Consider the following 20,032-nt stretch of genomic DNA (forward strand, 5'->3'; position numbering starts at 1 on the left):
TCGATTCAAGGAGGCGTCAGCAATGGGAAAACCATCGGCCAGGCAAACGGATGATGTCGCGCATCCGCGCGGAAGCGGCGCCATTCTGGAGGGCAGCGCCAATGTCATTGTGGGGAATCTGCCTGCGGCGCGCATTGGCGACAAGGTCCAGCACAACGGCGCGAGGGATACGATTGTCGAGGGCGAGAAAACGGTCCTTATTAACGGCAAGCCGGCGGCGTGCATGAGCGGCAGGGTCAGTTGCCATGGCATCGTTACCGGCGGCTGCATGACGGTGTTGTTCGGGAAGGACAAGGATGAGACCTGCCTGATCGACGCCGCCAGAGCGGGCGCGATGACAGTCCAACCCGGGAATTGATGATGAACGACGCGACCCGTCAGGCGCTTGGCCGGCTGCTCAGCGAGCACAGTGGCACGCTGTATGCCTTGTACGACGCGGCGGCGGACAACAGCCTGCTGGGCGATTTGCAGCGGGACGGCGTGACGCATGAATGCCTGTACAGCGGCACCAAGGCAATCACGCTGCGCAATGTGGCGCCTTATCTGATCCCCTGCGGGCAGTTTCAGCACGATGTGCCGGGTTTTATCGACCGGGTATGGCAGCGCGGCGTGACGATGCTCGTCGAGTCCGGGGCAGGGTGCGAGGCTCTCAAGGTGCAGCTCAAGAAAAACAGTTATGTCCGCAATAGCGAAGGGGTGGTTTGCTACTTCCGCTATTACGACGCGCGGGCATTCACGCGGTTTGTGCGGCTTGCCAGCAACGATCAGCTGAGCGATTTTTTTGGAAGCGCGTGCCGGACGATCTATTTTGATGATGGCGGCAGCGGAAAGATTATTGCGCTGACTGGGAAAAAGACGAAGTTGATCAGCCGTATTTTCGATCCGGGCGCGATGCAGTTCGATGTGCGCGATATCGGGATTCATCAATAGAGAAGAGGTCGGGCATGATCGAGTTCACAGCGGACCAGGAAAAAAAGGCCATGCGTAGGGATTGTCGGGCGTGGACAAAATTGATGGCCGAGGCGTGGTACACGAGTGATTATCCGCACGCAACGGATTATCCAGCGGCTGCATTGGTTTCGGATTTAAGGAAAGTCTATTTCGTTTGCCAGGCAAACAAGGTGAGCGACGTTGGCTCGATTTCTATCTTGGGGTTCGATATCTTGCGCGCAAACCTGCTGATGTGTTCTAAGGAAAATATGGACGCGATGATGAAGTATTTCCTCATACACGCGAAGGCTGCGAACGTAGATTACGCCCAAAATTGGATTGAAATCTACTTGGAAGAGGTCGCATAAGATGAGCAAGAAAAAACAATCTTCCTCGCTTTTAAAGCACGTATCTCTAGTGGAAGAAAATTTGCCGGACTATGACAAGGAAGAGTTGCAGAGAGAGCGTGATTTGATTGCGCAAGCGGAAGAATGTAAAGCTAGCGAAGAAGTGGCAAGAAAAGAAATACAACGGCTAAATAAAGAGAAAAAAGGATTAAGTAAAAAAGAAGATAATTATAAGGAAAAAGTAAAAAATATTGAGCAAAAAATTATGCATTTACAAGGGGTTCCCGACGCAACATGCCGCGTCCGTCATCCCGGATGCGTTGAAATGACGAGTGCTAAAAAAATTGACTTTCCAAAATCTATAGGAAATGAAATAAACAAGCGCCATGGCACTAAAATTGATTTTACTAAACTATTGGAACTAGAAGGTGGTGAGCACACTGCTGCTTACATTCCATGGTGGGCTTATGTGAAAAATGATAAGCCAGTTATTCGATTTTACCAAAACATACGTGAGCCGGATGTGCCTCGACTCGCTGGAGGGTACGGCGGAAGGCCTGACAATAAATCTGGTACAACAGTGGGAGTCGGGGTGGATTTAGGGCAGTTTTCACCGGACGCGTTTCTGCGTATGATGAAAAAAGGAAATAGCGGAGCACATCAAATTACTGATGAGGAGTTATTGGCTCTGCATGAAAAAATCACGCCTTATTTCCAGCTTATTGGTGGCGACGCTTGCAGATTTTTGCGCAAAAATCCATTAACTCTGAACGCACGGCAGACGAATTTTTTAGACAAGATATCGCAGGACGAAGCGTTGGGAAAAACTATATCGCTATATCAATATAGAATCAAAAATACCAAATATAGGAACTTCGTGGATTTGACTGCCGAGCAGCAAACGGCTTTACTATCGCATGCATATCAATACGGGACTCCGAAGAATGAATTGTTAAACGCTATTTGGCAAGGAAAAAGAAGCCTGATTCCAGATATACGCGAACGTGACTATCTTTACAAATCCATGCAGGTGGAAAACAATAAAGAGTAAAAATTGTGAAATATATCCTTCAATTTCTGTTGCTTGTAATTTTAACTTATCCATTTGATTCCAAAAATGCGAGGGCTGCCGTGAGAAAATTTGAGAATCCTGCCCTTCAGTTTGCGGGTACATGGCGTGTTGATTCATATGATTTCCATGAATTTAAAGAAGTGCCGCCGAATATTGAAAGTCAACTGATTACACATGCCGGTGCTCTTCCGATAGGCCAGAAAATTCGCATGGAATGGACTGGTCTGTCGCTCATGCCAGGAAATTACAATTCAGAAAAAATGGATTTTGACGGGCCGATTGGTGAAGTAATGAAAATGACCTTCCTCATGCCACTTGGGAAAAATTTTTGTAAAGATTATTGGGAGCACTTGTGTACGGATCGACCAATAAATTACACGGTCAGTTTCATGATTGTTGATATTGTAAAATGGAAAGGTGTTGATCGTAATAACAAGATGAGTTGGCCGGATGTCGTGCCGGTTGAGTATCGGCTGGTCGATCTCAGCAAGACGCATAACGTCGATGCTTGGGTTGCGCGAAACGGCGACCTGATATTCCCGATCTATATTGATGGAAAATCAAAAAACGGTAGCAATTTTGGCATGTTGGGCGTGCGCTTGAAACGCGAGAGGTAACGTCAGGTAACGCCAGTGTGTTCAATGCGAATCAAACGGTCGGTGCATCAAAGGACTATCTCGTTAGCACAATGCTTTCCACTGACGAAACAATCGATGTTCTCGAACGTCACCTCCGCAATTTCCCTCATCGCCTCCACGGTAAAGAACCCCTGGTGCCCGGTCACCAGCACGTTCGGAAACGTCATCAGGCGCTGGAACACATCATCCTCGATGATATCGCCCGAGCGGTCGTGGAAAAACAGTGAGCTTTCCTGCTCGTACACATCAATCGCCAGAAACCCCAACTGGCGCGATTTGAGCGCCTCGATCACGGCCGGCGTATCGATCAGCGCCCCGCGCGAGGTATTGACCAGCATCGCCCCGCGCTTCATTCCGGCCAGGCTGCGCCGGTTGATCATGTGCCGGGTGGCGTCCACCAGCGGACAGTGCAGCGATACGATGTCCGATTCCGCCAGCAAGGTCGGCAGATCCACCATGGTTCCCAGCGCGGCAAACTCAGGCGCCGGTGCCGGGTCATGTCCGAGCACCCGGCAGCCGAAGCCCTTGAGAATGCGCGCCGTCGCCAGCCCGATCTTGCCGGTGCCGACAATCCCTGCGGTTTTTCCGTGCAGATTGCTGCCCAGGAGCCCATCGAGCGCAAAATTCCCCTCGCGTACGCGCGCATACGCCCTGTGCGTGTTGCGGTTCAGCGTCAGGATCAGGGCCAGCGTGTGCTCGGCCACCGCTTCCGGCGAATAGGCGGGCACGCGCGCGACAAACAATCCCAGCCGGTGTGCTGCTTCGATGTCGACATTATTGAATCCCGCGCAGCGCATCAGCACCGCGCGCACGCCGCACTGGTGCAGCGCTTCCAGCACGGGTGCATCGAGCCGGTCGTTGACGAAGGCGCACACCGCATCGCAGCCCTGCGCCAGTGCCACGGTGTGCAAGGCCAGCGCCGCTTCCTGATACTCCAGGGCGATCTGCTGACGCGCCGGATGGACGGCGAGCGCCTCGTCCAGGAAACGCCGGTCGTAAGCCTGGGTGCTGAAAACAGCGATTTTCATGGTGTTCGGTTCCCGCATGGATGGAGAGCCACCATCATAGCCCCGCACAGGATTGCCGGCCTTGCATCTCGCGTGCGCGCCTTGTGCCGGGTCCGCGCGCAATCGACGCGCTGTGCATGAGCTTGCACGCGTATGATTGGGTGGCCGCCACCAATCCTCCCGCGCCGCCGATGCTGAAAATCGATCCAGAATTACTGAATAACGCCAGCATGTCGCCGCATCGCCGCGCATTGGAGCAGGGTTATCGCTGGCTGCGTTTCGAGGACGGGCTGGAACGCCAGTTCCAGGCGTTTTTTACACAAGGGCACCTGGTGCGCGTGCGCGTCGCCGCCTGGGTGAGCATTGTCCTGTTCATCATGTTCGTGCTCATCGACCTCACCACGCTGCCGGCCTATGTATCGGTGCGCACGGTCAGCATCCGGCTGGCCTTGATTATCCCGAGCTTCATCATCGTGCTGCTGGCCAGCTACCGGGCTGTGTGGCGCCCGTATCTCGGAACGGCGGTATTTACCGCCGCCCTGGTCACGGGACTGAGCACGGTCGCGGTGATCGGCAGTGCGCTCGATGTCGGCTATCAGATCCCGTACGAAGGCATCCTGCTGGTGGCGCTCTTTGTGTATCTGATCGCCTGCCTCGAATGGCGCCGCGCGCTGTTCGCCAATATGGTGACCTTGTGCGCCTTCGTGGTCATGGAATTCGCGCTGCAAACCAATCCCCAGGCGCGCCTGTACCAGATCGTTTTCATGTGCGCGGCCAATGGCGTGGGGGCGTACGGCGCATACTTCCTCGAACACAGCATCCGCACCACTTTTCTGGTCGACACCCTGCTGCACGAACTGGCGGCGCTCGACGGCCTCACCGGATTGTCGAACCGGCGCACGCTCAATATCCATCTGGAGCGCGTCTGGCGCCAGGCCATGCGCGACCGGCAAGCGGTGGCCATTGCGATGATCGATATCGATTATTTCAAGCGCTATAACGACCGCTACGGCCACGCCCGTGGCGACGCGGCCTTGAAAGCCGTGGCCGACGTCATCGCTGGCCAGGCGCGCCGCCCGCTTGACCTGACCGCCCGCTATGGCGGCGAAGAATTCGCCGTGGTCTGGCATAACCCGGTCCCGGGCGAATTGCAGGCGATGGGCGAGGTGCTGACCGCCGCGGTGGCGGCGCTCCACATCGAACACCTCGACAGCGACCTCGGCCGGCTGAGCGTCAGCGTCGGCGTGGCGATCGGCCTGCCATGCGCCGGCGACGATGCCGCCGCCCTGCTGCGCGCGGCCGACGAGGCGCTGTACCAGGCCAAGCACCAGGGCCGCAACCAGGTCGTGGTGACCGAACCGGTGCCGGCGCTGGTGTAGCGAAGAAAAGACACAAGCCATCCGGCAACTACTCGTTTCGCCTTCCCTGGAGCGGATATGTTTACCCGAATTACTTTTTGTTATAGTGTCGACATTATTTGAACAGCGGAGATTTGGACATGAACGGAGCAGGTGGAACCAGCGGCGGCACGGGCCAGTTTTTTCTCGGCCTGATCATGATGTGCGGCGGCTTCTATTTACTGCTTAACGGGATCGTGGTCAGTTCCAGTTTTGGATTCAGCACGCGCCTGTTCGGCATCGGTTCGGGATTTGGCGTCAGCGGCGGCATGGTGCTGATTCCGCTGATGATCGGGATCGGCATGGTTTTCTACAACTCGAAGAACTACCTTGGCTGGCTGATCACCCTGTGCTCGTTCGCGGCGCTGGTGTTCGGCGTGATTTCCTCGGTCAGCATGAGCCTGCGCACCATGACGGCCTTCGAACTCATTGCCATCCTGGTGCTGGCGATCGGCGGACTCGGTCTGTTCCTGCGTTCGCTCAAGCCGGCGCAAGCGCCGCCGCCGCAGGCGCAATAAGGCGCTGGCGCCGCGCGTCATGGCGCAGCGGCGCCATTCAGGTTCCGCCGGTACGCATGCGCAGGCGCGCGCGCCATTCGCCCAAGGCCGATAACGCAGAATGAAATTCGCGCTCGATCAGGTCCGCTTCGGCGTTGGTGACAACGCCATCCATCAGCGCGCTCGATACGGCTTCGGCCACGGCCCCGACTTCGCTCATCACCCGGCATACCGTCTGCGACAGGTCGTCGCGGCCCACCTGTTCCGGCTGCGGCACGACGAAGGCCGCCATGCCGTGCCGGTTCAGCAAGGCGTGCAGCGGCATCAGCGCTTCCTGCACGCCAGCCTTGTGGCAATGCTCGACAATGATGGAAACCTCCTCGAACGACGGGTAATGTGATGAAATGGTGGGCGAGAGCTTATTGCGCAGAACATTGGCGGAAATGCCAATCTCCTTGGCCAGCATGTCCAGGCCTCCGGGATAGCGGCGCGCCACGCTGTACAGCGCATCGTGCTGGTTCATGTCCAGATATTTACGAGTCATGGTGAATCTTGCCTATTTTTACCGGTGCATTGGCAGTATTGGTGCTGTTATGCTTCTTTCAACCTTCAACCCGGCCAAAGAAAAATGAAGTCAACTCAGATCATGTTGCTGCTGGCACTGCTGCTACCCGCCGCTGCCACAGTCACGGCCGGCGCGAAACCGGCATCCAGTTCGAGCTCGCGGTCGAGCTCAAGTTCGTACAAGAGTGGATTTTCCTCCCAAAAATCCAGTCCATCAAGTAGCAATTCGTCAACGTCGTCGAAGAACTCGTCGTTCGGCTCCTTCGGCAGCCGCTCTTCATCCTCGTCGCCGTCGGCGCCGCCGCCCCAGAAATCCGGGTCGTCGTGGTCGCAGCGCTCGCAGGACAGCGCGCCGGCGCCGCAGAAGTCGGGTTCGATGTGGTCGCCGCGCTCGCCCGATAGCAGCGCCGATGCGGGCAAGAAGGGCGGGTCCGGGGGCTTCGGTTCCTTCGGCAGCGCGCCTGCGCGGCAGGACGGCGGCGCCCAGCCGGGCTTGCAGAAGTCGGGTTCGGTGCTGTCGCAGCGCCTGAACAAGGGTAGCGCCGAGGCCAATGCCTTGCGCACGCTGGAGGCGCGCCGGGCGGCCGAGCAGGCGGCCAATGCGCCGCCCGAGATCAGGCCGGCGCCGTCGTCCCAGCCATCGGGCGGGCAATATGGATCGGGCAACGGCGGGCAGTACGGTAATAACAGTGGTGGCCAGTACAACGGCAACCGGAATGGCCAATATGGCGGCAATGGGATGCCGGCACCGATTATCGTGCCGCAGAATAATAACGGCATGGGCAATGCCATCCTCGGCTTCTTGCTGGGAAGGTCGATGTCCAACTCGCATGCGAATAGCGGTTATCAGGGCAATACGAACAATAGCGGGATGGTTGGCACCACGCCGGGCAGCGCCGGCCCGGTCGCTACGGCCCAGGTACCACAGGAAAGCTCGCTCGGTAAATCGCTGCTGCGTACCTTCGTCTGGCTGGTGATCCTGTCGGTGCTGGCCTGGGGTGCTTATCTGGGCTGGAAATTTTTAAGGCGCGGCAAGGCGCCAAGCACGGCAAACTATACTTTTGACAGGAATTGACATGGGCTGGAAGAACGCATTCGATTACATGCGCGGCATCGCCGGCAATCATGGCGCCGATGGCAAAGCCCGGCGCGAAGATGACGGTTTGCCGCTTGGCGCACGCATCGGCGGCATGCTGAAGCTGCAAATGTCGCCCCTGATCCGGGCGCAAGCCAACGGTTCGCTGATCGCCATGCCGCGCGATACGGACACGCTGATCCAGGCGGTATCGCAGATCAAGCTCAATCTGGCGGGCGGGCTGTATCGCTATTACCTGGCCAAGGGCGACGACGATGCCAAGGAAAAGTTCTTGCAGCTGTATGCCGATGACAAGGGCGCGGTCGCCGAAATCATGTATTGCACCCAGCTGGCGCGCGTGATTCCGGAAACGGAGGAAGACCAGGATGCCTACACCGGCCGCTCCGGCTTTGGCCTGGGCGACCCGACCTACACCCTGTGGCGCGAGCAGCTCGACGACGTGGGCCTGAGCGAAGATGAACTGGCCACCGTGTTCGGCGACAGCGACCGTCTCGATTATGTGCGCGACGCGGGCGAGCGCAACGCCACGTTCGTGGCCCCCTTCACGGGCACCGAAACCCGGATCGACGACGCCGCCGGAGCCCAGGGTCTGAAGCAGGAAATGTATTTCATGCCGTACGTGCGCGAATTGCCGGGCGGCGGCAGCGAATATCTGCTGATCACGACGGAGATCATCTCCAGCGTGAATGGCGATAACTCAAAACGCGGTATCCATGTCGATTTCGTCATTGGCTTACCGGTGGAGCAAGAACGGGTCGTTATCCAATAACGGTCCGGTACAGGCAGTCTTACTTAACAACGAAAGGGATTCAAGATGAGCAATGCAAGTGGATGGGGACTGACGGCGCGTTTGATTTCGAAGCACTTCGGCGTGCTGGGCGACCGTATATCGTCAGCGATCGCCAATTTTGACCCTGAAACGGCGACCGAGGCCGACCGCGACCGTCTGGCCGACACCCTGCGCGCCACCGCGCAAGTGCTGGCATCGGCACGCTCGTCCTTCGAGAAGGAACACAAGGATGTGGTCAGCCTGCGTGAACTGATCGCCAACGACGAAAAAGCCACGGAAACGCTGGCCGAACGTCTGGCCGCCGGCAAGATTTCGGAAGCCACCGTGACCATGTTCTGCGACGAACTCGAAGCGAACAAGAGCCGCCTGCCGCAAGAGATCCAGGAAGAAGCCGACGCCAAGGCTTACATGGACGAGCTGCAAAAGATCATCGACGCGCTGTCCAAGCAGCTTGCCGACTTCGATTCCCAGGCCAAGAAAGCGCTGCAGCAGCTGGCAGCGGCCCAGGCGCAGAAGGATCTGCAATCGATGCGCGCCGAGCGCCAGAGCCAGCTCGCCGGCCTGACCGGCATGAAAGGCAATTCGAGTGCGCTCAACGCCTTGACGCGCCGCGCCCAGGAAGTGAGCAACGAAGCCGAAGGCATGCGCATCGTCGCCGACATCGGCCAGAAGCCGCTCGACCAGGCTGCGGAAATCGATGCGATCCGCAAGTCGGTGCAGAACGACACCAGCGGCGAAACCGCGCTGCAACGTCTCCAGCGCCTGTCGGGCAAGCCGGCCGCCGCGTAAGTAGCGGTATCACCCGGCCGCCATGCGCATGGCGGCCGCGGCACACATGAAAACGGCCTCTTTCGAGGCCGTTTTTTTAATCCCGCGTTGGAACGCGGATCAGAAATCGACGGTAAAGCCGGCGCCGACCGAACGCTGCGAATAGTTATAGTCGATCAGGCTTTGTCCGTAGCCGGAAAACAGCTGGACATAGCCTTTCAGGTTGGTCGTGAGCGGATACGACATCGCCGCCTGGATCGCGCCATGGTCGGTCGACATATTCCGGCGCGCCATGATCGAATATTCATAGCCATCCTTGCGATAGCTGGCACGCACGTCGCCGCGCGCCAGGAAATCGGTGATGTCCGCATTATCGTTGTTCGATTTGGCGTTATCCAGGCGGCGCCATATGCGTGCGCTCATCGCAAAATTGCCGCGATCAATGCCGACTTCGGTGTACAAGCGGTTCCAGCTGCGCGACAGGGTCGAGGTTTGTCCGTTCGACTGGTGCACCAGGCCGAAATTGACAAAGCGCAGATTGACTCCGGCGAACGATTGGTTAATCGGCAGGACCGCCATGATTTCAGGCTGGTAGTTGGTTTCGCGGAACGGGCTCGATGCCGCGCGGTTGTACGCCTGCCAGAAACTCTGCTGCGTATAGCCGAGCCAGATATCGACCGGCAAACCGGCGACCTGCTCGGCGGCCTTCATTTTCAGGCTCAGCTGATAGGTCAGTTCGACGCGCTTGGTCTTCAAGCCGCCGGGAGTGAAGTCGCGGTAGGGCGCATCGTTCGACGAGGTGCTGTAGTTGGCCACCAGAAGGTAATTTTCGCGGTGCGGACGGAAGGAAAACACGCCACGGCGCGAGGCCTTGGTCAGCTCCCACAACTGTTCGGTACGCGAAATCGGCGTTTCCGGCGGTGCCGGGGTGGCCGATGCCACGGCAGGAATCGGCGTTGCCGCCCCGGCTGGATCAGTCTTCTTGGCAGCGGCAACGGTCGGGTCCGAAGCCGGATTGCCGGCGACGGTGTCGGCCGTGGCGGCCTTGGTGAGCGCGTCGAAGCAGCCGAGTCGCGCGCTTGGGTCGCCAAGCACGGAGCAGCGCACCATTTGCTGTTCGAGCTCGCCCGCCTGGGCGGCGCCAGCGGAAATGAAGAGGGTGGTCAGGAGGAGGGGCAGTCGGGCGGCGCGCATGTGGGATGTTTCTAAAATGACAAAGGGTGGTTACTGTAGCGCAAGATGAAAAAAGATGTCGCGCTGCATGTATTTATGTTGCGGGATTGCATCAGGCTTCCCTCGCATCATCGATATACGCTGCGGTGTCGTGCAGTACCGGTTCCGGGACTTCCAGCACGAGGCGGCCGATTTTTTCGTACAGCGCCAGCCGGAATTCGTCGCGGTCGAGGGACAGATGGCAGCGCCGGTGGCAATTCGGGCACAGCGCGGCGGTGTTCGATGGTTTGTCCGGGCCATGGCTGGCGAGCGGCATGATGTGGTGCACTTCCAGATACGGAAAGCCATCGGTGCCCGTGAACGGCGCCGGCATGTCGCAGCCTTCGCAGATGCCGTCGGCAACCTTCAGCACCCAGGCCTTGAGCGCCGGATCGCGTACGTAGCGCAGGGTGTGCGTCATCACTTGGGCGGGCGCGGCGGATCCGGCCGGCATGGCGCCGCCAGGCTGGCGCAGCAGCGCAGTGACCTTGTGCGCCAGTTCGCGCTCGTCCGCCGTGCGCTGGTACATCGTCAGCGTGTCCAGGCCGTTCGCCTCCAGCATCTGCTCGATGCGCAGCTTGACGCTGCTGCCCACGTTCCTGGCGGGACGGTAGCCGATAATGTGAGGCAGGCGCAAGTCGAACAAGGTCGACGAAATATTTTGCATGCGAAATTCGACGGCGGACTTGGTGCGCACTGCCAACGCCGTCTCGCGCAACTGGCGGTTCACTTCCGCCTTGTTGATGGGCTCGTCGGCCAGTTCGCTGCGCAGCATCGCCACATAGGCGCGCACGGCGGCGGACAGTTCCTCGTCGGTCCAGTCCGCACTCTTGGTCGATGCCTCGGGCGGGGAAGAAACAGGCATCTGGACGGGTGGGCGCGATCGATAAGGGAACGCGGCCAGTGTACCAGGTGTTCAATTTCTTTAATGTAAACTTTCCGTGGCTGCAACGGATGCCGGGATTATTCCCGTATGCCGTACCCGAGCGCGCGTGCCGCCTTGCGAAAGCGCGCGTCGTGCTTGACCTGCACCACCAGATGCTGCTTGCCCGCACGCATGCACAGGGGCGCCGTGTCCTTGTGCCCGGCGATCAGGTCGGCCGTGTCCGCATCGACGCATTCGATCAGCACGCTGGCGCCCAGCACGCGCATCGCCTTGCCCTGCTTGTTGCAGGTGCGAAAAAAGCCTTCTACCTGCACCGGAAGGGGCTGCTTATCGTGCGATTGCAAGAAGGCTTCCAACTGCGCTGTATCCTGGCCGCGCTCGACCGCGAGGACGGTTTTTTCGCGGTCCAGGTGCCACAGATCGGCGCTGTCGCGGCTAGCCCAATTTTCCAGCAGCAGTACGTCTTCGGCCGACAGGCTGCCCTGCGTCACGCGGATCTGCAAGCTGGCGCTGACCGAGAGAACGCACGAGGCGGCTCGTGAGGGTGGCACGTAGGTCGGGCTAAGGCCGAGACAATACGCGCCCAGGTCGGTCAGGCGAACATGCATCAGGCCGTCGTAACGCGACAGGAAGCTCATGCCCTCGCCGCCCCATAAGGCTTGAAAATGGGTGCGCGCATTGTGCGGCGACGCATAGGCGACGTCGACCATGCCCAAGGTTGCACAGTATTCGAACAGCACGCACAGCAGATAACGCTGTTCAAAGATATCCCACTCGTCGTCGGTATAAGCGAGCGCGCCGTAATTGGGGTCTTCCAGGTAGAGCGACCACGCATCCGCGGCCACGGCCAGCGGCGCGCCCTCGGCCCGCATGAAGCGACCCAATTCATCGACGTCAACCCAGCGCGCGGTCGGGCAGCGCTGCAGGAACTGGCCGATGCTCGCCCGCCGCGGCGCGACCGGCGTCAGGCGTCCCTTGGCCTTCTGGCCTTTGATCGCATCGACGCGGTTGAACTCATCGAACATGGTCGAGGTCAGCCATTTCTTCCAAATGCCGCGCAGCACGTCGGCGGGCGGCGCTTGCAAGGCCTTGATACCGGTCGGGGTCAAGCCGAGCTTGCTGCCATGCAGTTCCGCCAAGCCACTTGCCTGCAAAAGCAGCGGCCACGCAACTGGTCTGATCGCGCCGATGTGCTGGTCCGACGCGTCGCACGCGGCCATGGGGTCATAAAAATCCGCGCTGGCCAGCTTGCCTTCTATCGCACGCAAGGCAGCCGTGCCGGGCATGCGGGTTTTATCGCTGACAGTGATGAGCTTTTGATCGACCATGCGCAGCATGGCGATGACCTCGTACAGGGCATCTTGCGAGGTATTGCGCTGCGTGGTCGGCATCTCATCGTCATCCTCACCCGCTTGCCGCCCCGGCTCCGGCAAAGCAGCCAGGCTTGCCAGCGCATTCGGCGCCGGCGCCGGGCACAAGGCGGCCACGCGCAGGCGAAGCTGCGCAGGGAGCTGGTAGGTGCCGCCATGCTCGAACAGGAAAAGGTTCAGCACGTTCATTGGGCCATGGCCGTAGCCGGATCGCGCCGGATGATAAAAGCGCGGGGATTGATCGTATTTGGCGGCAAAACGCGTGGCATCGAAATGGCCGTTGGCATCGTACGCCGCTTCGCACACAGCCAGTTGCTGGCAGGGATCGAGCATCGCCCAGACACGCGGCAAGCCGGTTTCCGACATGTCGTCGAGGAGGGCCGCGACCATCATGTCCTTGCGTAAGACTTTTTTGCTGTCAGAGAAATTGGCAAGCAACTGCTTGAGTTCGGTGTTTGTGAGGCTGTTCAGCGCTTCGGGCAGTGTGTTCATCGGCGAAGAGGGCAAGTGAGCGAGCATGCGAGCATGGCAAACGATGCGCCACGCGTCAAGCCTGGCGCATCAGGCGATCAGCTTGAGCCCGGGCGGAAGCGATTCGCCCAAGATCCAGCGCTCGGTCGCCTGGTCCAGTTGCACCACCTGTTGCACCATCGTGACAGTTGCCGGCGGCGCGTTGATCGCCAGCAGCCGCTGCACGATCCGTTCGCGCAGCGCCAACGGCAGGTCGCGCGAACGGTCGTCGGTCATGCGCGCCAGGTGCACGGCGGCAAAGGCGGCCGACTCGACCCGCTTCCAGTCGAGCGCCAGGATGGCATCGAGCCAGCCTTCCACCACCTCGGTCGGCACCACGTCGTGCGTGCTGCCGTGGAAAGGCTGGCGCGCGCCGATGCGCCCCAGCGCCCACAGGTAGCGGCTGGCACCGGTAGCATCCTTGCCCGGCGTGGCAGGTGCCGTTTGGATACGCTCCAGCAGCCATCCGCCGATTTCCGCCTTGTAATCGACCGGAATGCGTTCGAGCGAGGCGCCCAGGCGCAGCATGTCTTCGTCGCTGCCGGCCACCACCGTAGGGCTGGCGTCACCGCCGTCCTTGTTGGTTTGCAGGTTGAACGCGAAATCATCGAGCAGGCGCAGTTGCTCGGTGGCGCCCAGCCCGCCAGCGACCCTGCGCCACAAGGTCCACCATTCGGCGCGCGCCTGCTTGTCGTCGGCATGGCGTACGCCGGCCTCGAACAGGGTCCACAGCTGCTCCAGGCGCCATTCGTCAAGCGCGTAGCCGAAGCCCGGGCGCAGGCAGTAGCCGGTCAGGTTCAGCCATACCCGTTCGTGCTCGGCGGAGCGGCGCCGTCCGCGCGCGCGTTGCCACAAGGCGTCGAACAGCTGGCGCAGCAGGGGCGTGTGCCATTGCTCGCGCTCGCCCAGCAGTTGCTCCAGTTGCGCGCGCAGCTGCTTGACTTCCTTCGCCGTCACTTGTTCCCCGCTCTTGCCGAAGATGCGCTCGATCTTGTCGATGGCGGCCGTCAGTTGCGGCGATGGTGCGCCGTTGGCTTTGTCGTTCTCGGCCGCCGCGTTGTCGTGCCGCAGGTCGAATTCCAGCAGCCAGCGCTGGCTGGGATCGGTCAGATTGACGCAGTGCATTTCCAAGGTGCCGACCTCGGTCAGCGCGGTGGCCAGTTGCACGACGGTTTCCTGTTTGCTGCCCGCCGGCTTGGCTTTGGCGTCGGCCGCGTGCAGCACGGTGGCAATCGGCGGCAGGCGCACGTATTTCGGGTCGTCGAGGTCGACCAGTTCGCCTGGCGCCGGCGGCGCATCGGCGCCGTCGGCGTTCGACGTCATCACGTGAAAGCGTACCGGCTGCCCGAGGCGCAGGGCGAAGGTGCGGTCCTTGAGCAGGATTTCACGGCCGGTTTCGCTGCCGCGCGGCAGGATGCAGATGCCGCGTTTCGGCCCGGTGCCGGCCTCGTCGAGCACCAGGAAATAACTGCGCGCCACGCCGGCATCGATGCGCGGCGCCTGGCCTTGCAGCGACAGGGCATAGGCCACCGCGCCACGCGCCACGGCCACGTCCGGATTGTCGTTGTGCAGCAGGCGCAAGGGTGTGCCACGCCAGTTGCCCAAGGTTGCCTGCAAGCGCTCTACCAGCGCATCGGCACGGAACACGCCGCCATTGAGCAGCAAGGTATCGGGCATGGCCGTGCCGTCTTCCTGCGCCGCTTGCAGGGCACTGGCGTGCTGCTGCAAAAAATCGGCGATGTGACGGGTAACGGCTGGGTCGCGCGCGTACGGCAAGCCGAACTCGACGATACCGGCGCGGCCTTGCTGCACGTGATCGGTGGCCGCCACCTGCGGGAAAAAGCCATCGACGATGATGTTGCCGACTTCCTCTTTCGTGAGCGCCACCGAGCGCATGCCGCCGATCATGCGCGAACCGGAACCGAGCAGGGTCACTTGCGCCTGCTCGGGCGCGTCGGCCGCCAGCAATTGCTCCTTGGCGGCGCGGCAGCGTTCCATCAATTGAGAAAGGGCACTGGCGGACAGATGCGCGCGTGGCTGGTCCGTACCCGCCATCTGCGCCATTTTCGCTTCGGTCACATGGGCCAGCGCCAGGTCCATGTTGTCGCCGCCGAGCATCACGTGGTTGCCCACGCCGATGCGCGTCAGTTGCGGCTGGCCATCGTGCAGGTCGACCTTGATGAGGCTCAGGTCGGTGGTGCCGCCGCCGACGTCGCACACCAGCACCATGCGCGTGTGCGCCAGTTCATCGGCCAGCTCGCCGCGATGGCGGAACAGCCAATCGTAGAAGACCGCCTGCGGCTCTTCCAGCAAGCGCAGTTGATGCAGTCCGGCCTGGCGCGCCGCGCTCAGGGTCAGCGCGCGCGCGCCTTCGTCGAACGATGCCGGGACCGTCAGCACCAATTCTTGCTGCTCCAGGGGAGTAGCGGGAAACTTGCTGTTCCAGGCTGAGCGCAGGTAAGCCAGATAGCTGGCGCTGGCCGCCACCGGCGACACCTTGGCCACGTCGGGCGCGGCGCCCCACGGCAGGATCGCCGCCAGGCGGTCGACGGCGGTGTGCGACAGCCAGCTTTTGGCGCTGGCCACCATCCGCCCCGGCACTTGCGCACCGAGCCGGCGCGCGAGTTGGCCGATGACGACCGGCTGCGCCTGCGCATGATCTTGCGGCCACGGCAGCCGGATAGCGGCCGCCGGCAATTCGTCATCAAGCGGGTGGTAGCGCACCGATGGCAGCAGCGGCAAGGCAGCCACCTGGCCCGGCGCCACCAGTTGTTCGATCTCGAACAGGGTGATGGCGGCGCGCCCGTCCGCCTGCGCATCGATGGGCGCGTACGCCACCACGGTATTGGTGGTACCGAGGTCGATGCCGACGATGTACTGGCGCGCCATACGTGCCCTAGTTGTTGCCGCGCACGTCGAACTCCACCTTCCAGCGCTCTTCGCCCTGGACGGCTTGCGCGACCAGTTCCAGGGTGCCGGTATCGGTGGCAACGGCGGCCAGGGTCACCGCGACCACGTCGCCCGCCTGGCGGCCTTCGGCAGGCAGGGTGGCCTGGATTTCGCCGACTTCCTGCATCTCGTCCGGATGCCAGAAGTCGAGCAGGTCGCCCAGGCGGTCCTGGCGCCGTACCGACGAGCCGAAGAAGCGCAGGGTGATGACGTGCCCGACCACCAGGCCGAACTGCTGGGTCTTGAGTTGCGCTTCGATGCCTTCTTCCATCCCGAATGGCGCCACGCAGAGCAGCTGGATCGGCGGCTCGAAACCCGGCACGGCCGGCATCGACGATTCGATGGCGACATAGTAGGCGCGCGCGGTGCCGCCGCGGATGCGGATGCCTTTGCCGCGCCGCACGTAACCGTAGTAGGCGGCGCCGCGCGCCACGGCCAGGTCGAGGTCGGCGCCGGTGAGCATGCGCGCAGGTTCTGCGCCTTCGCCGGCCAGCCAGTCGTTGAGGGTGGTGAGGGTGCGTTCGGCCAGGACGTCCGACTTGAACACGCCGCCATTGAACAGCACGGCGGTCGGGTGCAGGAAGCTGGCGCCCTCGCTGATCTTGCCGGCAAAGCCTTCCAGCTCGGCCGTCGCGTTGGTTTGGCGGCCCAGCAGGGCGGCCAGGTGGCGGGTGACGCCGGCATCCTGCGCGTACGGCAAGCCCAGCTGGACCAGACCGCCGCGCGGACGGCTGACCGGACGCGCCGCCGCTTCCACCTGCGGGAAGAAGCCTTCGAGGATGGTGGCGCGTACTTCTTCCTGGGTCAGCTCGGTGCGGACCGAACCGCCGATGAGCTTGGAGCCGCGGCTCGGCACGACGATTGGCTGGGTAGCCAGCTGGGCGTCGCTGAGCAGGTTTTCCTTGGCCGCGCGGCAGGCGTAGGCCAGCGCGCGCATTTGCCAGGCGTCCAGCTGGGTGCCGCTGGCGGCAACCTTGCGCGCCACCAGGTGGGCCAGCGCCAGGTCCATATTGTCGCCGCCCAGCAGGATGTGGTCGCCCACGGCGATGCGGTGCAGTTCCAGGTTGCCCTCGCGTTCCAGGACGGTGACCAGCGAAAAGTCGCTGGTGCCGCCGCCGACGTCGATGACGAGGATGATGTCGCCCGGCTTGGCATCCTTGCGCCAGCGCCCGCCGCTGTTCTGGATCCAGTTGTAGAGCGCGGCTTGCGGCTCTTCCAGCAGGGTCAGGTTGACGTAGCCGGCAGCCTTGGCCGCTTCCACGGTCAGTTCGCGCGCGGCCGGGTCGAACGAGGCGGGAATGGTGACGGTGATGTCCTGCTCGTCGAACGGCGCTTCCGGATGGGCCGCGTTCCACGCATTGCGCAGGTGCGCCAGGTAGCGGGTGGACGCTTCCAGCGGCGAGAGCTTGGTCACTTCCGGTGGCGCGTCGCTTGGCAGGATGGCGGCGCGGCGGTCCACGCCGGGATGGCACAGCCAGCTCTTGGCGCTCGACACCAGGCGGATCGGCGTCTGGGCACCGCGCGCGCGGGCGAATTCGCCGACGGCGTAGTCCTGGGTGCTGGTCCATGGGAGGTTCAGCGCGCCGGGCGGCAATTCATCGGCGTGCGGCATGTACAGGAACGATGGCAGCAGGTGCGCCTGGCCAACCGCGCCGGCATCGACCAGCTGGGGAATGTCGAGGACTCCGTGGGTGGTTTTTTCGCCATCGCTGGCGGTCAGGTCCACATAGGCCAGGGCGCAATGGGTGGTGCCGAGATCGATGCCGATCGAGAAGTAGGCGTTGCTCACAGTTCCACCTCCGCCTGGGCCAGCACGGTGGCGTCGTGGCCGGCGGCCAGGGTTGGCAGGCGGACGTCTGACGCGCGCCAGCCGCGATGGCTGATGCTGCCGTTGAACGGGGCCTTGCCGACCACGTTGCCGGTCAGGCGCACGGCGCGGGCGTCGAAGCCTTCGTTCAGGGTGACGCGGCTGCCTTCGGCTTCGTCGCGCACGGGGACGATGGTGAAGTGTTCGCGCAGCACCTTGGCGCAGCCTTCGTGGACCACGCGCGCGGCGGCGCCGATGTCGGCGTCGGAGAAGCCGCTCAGGTTTTCCTGGGTGAAGTCGATCAGGCGCGCATCGCGCTGGAACAGGGACAGCAGTTGCAGGGCGGTGTCGGGCGTGGGGGCCGCTGGTTTGGGTGCTGGCGCTGGTGCGGCGGCGACCGGGGCTACTGGAGCCGGAGCTGGGGCGGGCGTTGGCGCGGGGATGCTGCCGTGACGCACGCGCTCAACCCGGCCGGCGAAGTCGGCATCCGACAGCACGCCGAAGAAGGCGCCGAAGGCGATCGGAATGCGGCGCAGGAAAGAAGGGCGCTGGTTGTTGTCCTGGGACGGGTGATTCGAATTCGGCGACGAGTCGATCATCAATTACTCCTGAGTATGCCGGCTGTGTGTCGGACTGATAGGGTTGGCCGGGCAAAGGTGCCGCAGGGCCGGAACCGGGATTGTATGCTGTGTAGGGCCTAAATTTATGCTGCGCGGCAGTATAAATCATTTGATGGGGGAGTTCGATGATGCTGCCCTGGGGCTTGGCGGTAAAAAGCCGGGCGCGGGGCTCGGCTTTTTGCGGCGGGGCAGGCTTTTGCGCGCGCGGTGGTTGCCAGCCGGGACCCTTTGCGGCTTACTTGGTTGCTTCGACGCAGGCGTTGTGTTCTATCCAGCATGGATTGAACTCAATCCTCTCCGGCGTTGCCCCCGGATTGAGCGCACGGGCTTTGTCGATGACCGTTTTCTTGCAGGCGGCGTAAGTGACTTTGCATTTGCCGACGGGCGTCCCCGCGACCAAGGGCTCGATGTCGCGGTTACCACACTGATTGAAGTTTGCCCTGCATACTTTATAACCGGGCATCGGATCGCCCGTCTTCTCTGCTGCCTCGTTACACTCGACCCATTTCGACTTGCAGTTGATTTTGGCGGTGCGCACCTTCGTGTGGTAATCGATGCCCAGAAATTCTGTAAGCAAGGGCGTCAGGGAATCGATGCATGCCTGGACGGCCAGCTTTTGCTCGGTCGCGACGGCCGCGTAGTCATTCGACTTCCACGCAGCCAATGCGCGCGGCTCGGAAACGTACTGGCAGCTTCGTCCAGGACGATTCGCCCTGCGCACGAAGTTGTCTTCCTTCCCTTCGGCAATCTTGCCAATATGAACGGCGAAGCGCAGTACGTAATCATCTTCCTGCACTGTCCGCGTCCCTTGGTCGTGATAAACCAGATGCCAGGCAAGAGGCGCGAGAGTGATGGGATTTTTGTAGGCAGCAGCGGTGCTGCCGTCGTTCATCAGAAGGTCGATTATCTTTGGTCGAGCGCTTTTTGAAAATCGCCCAGCAATGGATTTGTCAGATTGCGCCGCCATAAAATTTTGTGCTCGCGCCGCTGTGAGGGTAGAGGGTGATACCTTGCTTCGCCTGCGCGATACCGGCAACGATGTTCGCCAAATTCGAGTTGGCGGCTTTTTCACGACTGACAATGCGCAATTCGTCCGTTCGCTTGTCTTCCTCGATGGTCAGTGGGACGGGGTTCTTGAGAACCTGAGCACGTTCGTTTGCCGGGGCAGGCGTGGATGGCTGGCCGGGGTTCTGGGCGAAACACGTGCTAGCAGTCTGTCGGACTTAGAAAACGAAAACGCGATGGCGCGCCTCAAACGAAAAAATATGAACTGCGGACACCATCCGAGGCATTTAAATGCCGAAATTCAGCCTAAATTTTCAGCAGTGGGGGCAAAATATTTCTTTTGTACCCATAGTCCGACAGGCTGCTAGCGTAAACACGACAATCGTTTTTGAGATGGCTCAAGTATACTGTGGAACAGTGCTGATGATCTCTTCGAGTGAACAGGGAGCGCACGCTTGATTCGGTTGGCGACTGTATGGACATACAGTATAATGCGCTCACCTGCTTTCCCATCCCACTCGATGCTTGCTTTATACTGCTTTGTTTTCTGCTGTCAACAGGAGCCCC

Annotated in this window: 21 protein-coding genes; 11 read left to right on the top strand and 10 right to left on the bottom strand. The window is 61.1% G+C overall.

What is annotated here, in order from left to right; all coding sequences use genetic code 11:
* Positions 1-22 precede the first annotated feature (22 nt).
* The 5 genes from PO883_RS12300 to PO883_RS12320 are packed head-to-tail and all read left to right on the top strand — an operon-like array spanning position 23 to position 2,966.
* Positions 23-358 (top strand): PAAR domain-containing protein, encoded by a 336-nt coding sequence (locus PO883_RS12300; RefSeq protein WP_167086145.1) that lies wholly within the window; start codon positions 23-25, stop codon positions 356-358.
* The gene (locus PO883_RS12305; protein WP_289310023.1) at positions 358-930 is read left to right on the top strand and encodes a DUF4123 domain-containing protein; all 573 of its coding nucleotides are present in this window, start codon (positions 358-360) and stop codon (positions 928-930) included. The genes PO883_RS12300 and PO883_RS12305 overlap by 1 nt, the downstream gene beginning before the upstream one ends.
* 14 nt (positions 931-944) lie before the next feature.
* Positions 945-1,298 (top strand): hypothetical protein, encoded by a 354-nt coding sequence (locus PO883_RS12310; RefSeq protein WP_289310024.1) that lies wholly within the window; start codon positions 945-947, stop codon positions 1,296-1,298.
* 1 nt (position 1,299) lies between these two features.
* Positions 1,300-2,328 (top strand): pesticin C-terminus-like muramidase, encoded by a 1,029-nt coding sequence (locus tag PO883_RS12315; RefSeq protein ID WP_289310025.1) that lies wholly within the window; start codon positions 1,300-1,302, stop codon positions 2,326-2,328.
* A 5-nt stretch (positions 2,329-2,333) separates the two neighbouring features.
* The gene (locus tag PO883_RS12320; protein ID WP_289310026.1) at positions 2,334-2,966 is read left to right on the top strand and encodes a hypothetical protein; all 633 of its coding nucleotides are present in this window, start codon (positions 2,334-2,336) and stop codon (positions 2,964-2,966) included.
* Between the two features lie 47 nt (positions 2,967-3,013).
* On the opposite strand, the gene PO883_RS12325 is transcribed toward PO883_RS12320, so the two are convergent.
* Positions 3,014-4,015 (bottom strand): 2-hydroxyacid dehydrogenase, encoded by a 1,002-nt coding sequence (locus PO883_RS12325; RefSeq protein ID WP_289310027.1) that lies wholly within the window; start codon positions 4,013-4,015, stop codon positions 3,014-3,016.
* A 116-nt stretch (positions 4,016-4,131) separates the two neighbouring features.
* Here PO883_RS12325 and PO883_RS12330 point away from each other — a divergent pair, with 116 nt between their 5' ends.
* Positions 4,132-5,373, top strand: a complete 1,242-nt coding sequence (locus PO883_RS12330; protein ID WP_167092437.1) for a diguanylate cyclase — start codon at positions 4,132-4,134, stop codon at positions 5,371-5,373.
* Positions 5,374-5,492: 119 nt separating this feature from the next.
* Positions 5,493-5,909, top strand: a complete 417-nt coding sequence (locus PO883_RS12335) for a hypothetical protein (protein ID WP_289310028.1) — start codon at positions 5,493-5,495, stop codon at positions 5,907-5,909.
* Between the two features lie 37 nt (positions 5,910-5,946).
* On the opposite strand, the gene PO883_RS12340 is transcribed toward PO883_RS12335, so the two are convergent.
* Entirely contained in the window at positions 5,947-6,432 is a 486-nt protein-coding gene (locus PO883_RS12340) for a phage regulatory CII family protein (RefSeq protein ID WP_289310029.1), read from the bottom strand.
* A 95-nt stretch (positions 6,433-6,527) separates the two neighbouring features.
* Positions 6,528-6,872 (bottom strand): hypothetical protein, encoded by a 345-nt coding sequence (locus tag PO883_RS12345; protein WP_289310030.1) that lies wholly within the window; start codon positions 6,870-6,872, stop codon positions 6,528-6,530.
* On the opposite strand from PO883_RS12345, the gene PO883_RS12350 reads away from it, so the two are divergent.
* The 3 genes from PO883_RS12350 to PO883_RS12360 are packed head-to-tail and all read left to right on the top strand — an operon-like array spanning position 6,829 to position 9,127.
* Entirely contained in the window at positions 6,829-7,527 is a 699-nt protein-coding gene (locus PO883_RS12350) for a hypothetical protein (RefSeq protein WP_289310031.1), read from the top strand. The two genes, PO883_RS12345 and PO883_RS12350, sit on opposite strands and share 44 nt — an antisense overlap.
* Position 7,528: 1 nt before the next feature.
* Positions 7,529-8,317 carry a DUF2491 family protein gene (locus tag PO883_RS12355; protein WP_167092422.1) on the top strand — a complete coding sequence of 263 codons (789 nt, stop codon included), beginning with the start codon at positions 7,529-7,531 and terminating at the stop codon, positions 8,315-8,317.
* Between the two features lie 45 nt (positions 8,318-8,362).
* A complete protein-coding gene (locus tag PO883_RS12360; RefSeq protein WP_289310032.1) occupies positions 8,363-9,127 on the top strand; it encodes a hypothetical protein in 765 nt (254 codons plus the stop codon).
* Between the two features lie 99 nt (positions 9,128-9,226).
* Here PO883_RS12360 and PO883_RS12365 read toward each other — a convergent pair whose 3' ends face one another.
* The 7 genes from PO883_RS12365 to PO883_RS12395 form a co-directional block, all read right to left on the bottom strand.
* Positions 9,227-10,300 (bottom strand): phospholipase A, encoded by a 1,074-nt coding sequence (locus tag PO883_RS12365; protein WP_289310033.1) that lies wholly within the window; start codon positions 10,298-10,300, stop codon positions 9,227-9,229.
* A gap of 91 nt (positions 10,301-10,391) precedes the next feature.
* Positions 10,392-11,183: an HNH endonuclease gene (locus tag PO883_RS12370; protein WP_289310034.1), complete on the bottom strand. Its 792-nt coding sequence runs from the start codon at positions 11,181-11,183 to the stop codon at positions 10,392-10,394.
* Between the two features lie 98 nt (positions 11,184-11,281).
* Positions 11,282-13,066 (bottom strand): hypothetical protein, encoded by a 1,785-nt coding sequence (locus PO883_RS12375; RefSeq protein WP_289310035.1) that lies wholly within the window; start codon positions 13,064-13,066, stop codon positions 11,282-11,284.
* A 69-nt stretch (positions 13,067-13,135) separates the two neighbouring features.
* On the bottom strand, positions 13,136-15,973 hold the full coding sequence (locus PO883_RS12380) for an Hsp70 family protein (protein WP_289310036.1): 2,838 nt from the start codon (positions 15,971-15,973) through the stop codon (positions 13,136-13,138).
* Between the two features lie 7 nt (positions 15,974-15,980).
* Positions 15,981-17,822: an Hsp70 family protein gene (locus PO883_RS12385; protein ID WP_289310037.1), complete on the bottom strand. Its 1,842-nt coding sequence runs from the start codon at positions 17,820-17,822 to the stop codon at positions 15,981-15,983.
* Complete coding sequence (locus tag PO883_RS12390; RefSeq protein ID WP_289310038.1) at positions 17,819-18,439, bottom strand: DUF2760 domain-containing protein; 621 nt, start codon at positions 18,437-18,439, stop codon at positions 17,819-17,821. Before PO883_RS12390 ends, PO883_RS12385 begins: the two co-directional genes overlap by 4 nt.
* 256 nt (positions 18,440-18,695) lie before the next feature.
* A complete protein-coding gene (locus PO883_RS12395) occupies positions 18,696-19,352 on the bottom strand; it encodes a hypothetical protein (RefSeq protein WP_289310039.1) in 657 nt (218 codons plus the stop codon).
* On the opposite strand from PO883_RS12395, the gene PO883_RS12400 reads away from it, so the two are divergent.
* Positions 19,336-19,833, top strand: coding sequence for a hypothetical protein (locus tag PO883_RS12400; protein WP_289310040.1), 498 nt, complete (start codon positions 19,336-19,338; stop codon positions 19,831-19,833). The genes PO883_RS12395 and PO883_RS12400 overlap by 17 nt on opposite strands.
* The last annotated feature ends 199 nt before the right edge of the window (positions 19,834-20,032 follow it).

It is taken from the genome of Massilia sp. DJPM01, assembly GCF_030348125.1.
In the GTDB taxonomy this organism is placed as follows: Bacteria; Pseudomonadota; Gammaproteobacteria; order Burkholderiales; family Burkholderiaceae_D; genus Telluria_A; species Telluria_A frigida.

Excerpts from the sequence above, each read along its gene's own strand:
- PO883_RS12325 (WP_289310027.1), bottom strand. The coding sequence starts at position 4,015 with ATGAAAATCGCTGTTTTCAGCACCCAGGCTTACGACCGGCGTTTCCTG.
- PO883_RS12340 (WP_289310029.1), bottom strand. The coding sequence starts at position 6,432 with ATGACTCGTAAATATCTGGACATGAACCAGCACGATGCGCTGTACAGC.
- PO883_RS12365 (WP_289310033.1), bottom strand. The coding sequence starts at position 10,300 with ATGCGCGCCGCCCGACTGCCCCTCCTCCTGACCACCCTCTTCATTTCC.
- PO883_RS12330 (WP_167092437.1), top strand. The coding sequence starts at position 4,132 with ATGAGCTTGCACGCGTATGATTGGGTGGCCGCCACCAATCCTCCCGCG.
- PO883_RS12355 (WP_167092422.1), top strand. The coding sequence starts at position 7,529 with ATGGGCTGGAAGAACGCATTCGATTACATGCGCGGCATCGCCGGCAAT.
- PO883_RS12300 (WP_167086145.1), top strand. The coding sequence starts at position 23 with ATGGGAAAACCATCGGCCAGGCAAACGGATGATGTCGCGCATCCGCGC.
- PO883_RS12375 (WP_289310035.1), bottom strand. The coding sequence starts at position 13,066 with ATGAACACACTGCCCGAAGCGCTGAACAGCCTCACAAACACCGAACTC.
- PO883_RS12390 (WP_289310038.1), bottom strand. The coding sequence starts at position 18,439 with ATGATCGACTCGTCGCCGAATTCGAATCACCCGTCCCAGGACAACAAC.
- PO883_RS12315 (WP_289310025.1), top strand. The coding sequence starts at position 1,300 with ATGAGCAAGAAAAAACAATCTTCCTCGCTTTTAAAGCACGTATCTCTA.
- PO883_RS12310 (WP_289310024.1), top strand. The coding sequence starts at position 945 with ATGATCGAGTTCACAGCGGACCAGGAAAAAAAGGCCATGCGTAGGGAT.
- PO883_RS12370 (WP_289310034.1), bottom strand. The coding sequence starts at position 11,183 with ATGCCTGTTTCTTCCCCGCCCGAGGCATCGACCAAGAGTGCGGACTGG.
- PO883_RS12380 (WP_289310036.1), bottom strand. The coding sequence starts at position 15,973 with ATGGCGCGCCAGTACATCGTCGGCATCGACCTCGGTACCACCAATACC.
- PO883_RS12305 (WP_289310023.1), top strand. The coding sequence starts at position 358 with ATGATGAACGACGCGACCCGTCAGGCGCTTGGCCGGCTGCTCAGCGAG.
- PO883_RS12350 (WP_289310031.1), top strand. The coding sequence starts at position 6,829 with ATGTGGTCGCCGCGCTCGCCCGATAGCAGCGCCGATGCGGGCAAGAAG.
- PO883_RS12360 (WP_289310032.1), top strand. The coding sequence starts at position 8,363 with ATGAGCAATGCAAGTGGATGGGGACTGACGGCGCGTTTGATTTCGAAG.
- PO883_RS12395 (WP_289310039.1), bottom strand. The coding sequence starts at position 19,352 with ATGAACGACGGCAGCACCGCTGCTGCCTACAAAAATCCCATCACTCTC.
- PO883_RS12335 (WP_289310028.1), top strand. The coding sequence starts at position 5,493 with ATGAACGGAGCAGGTGGAACCAGCGGCGGCACGGGCCAGTTTTTTCTC.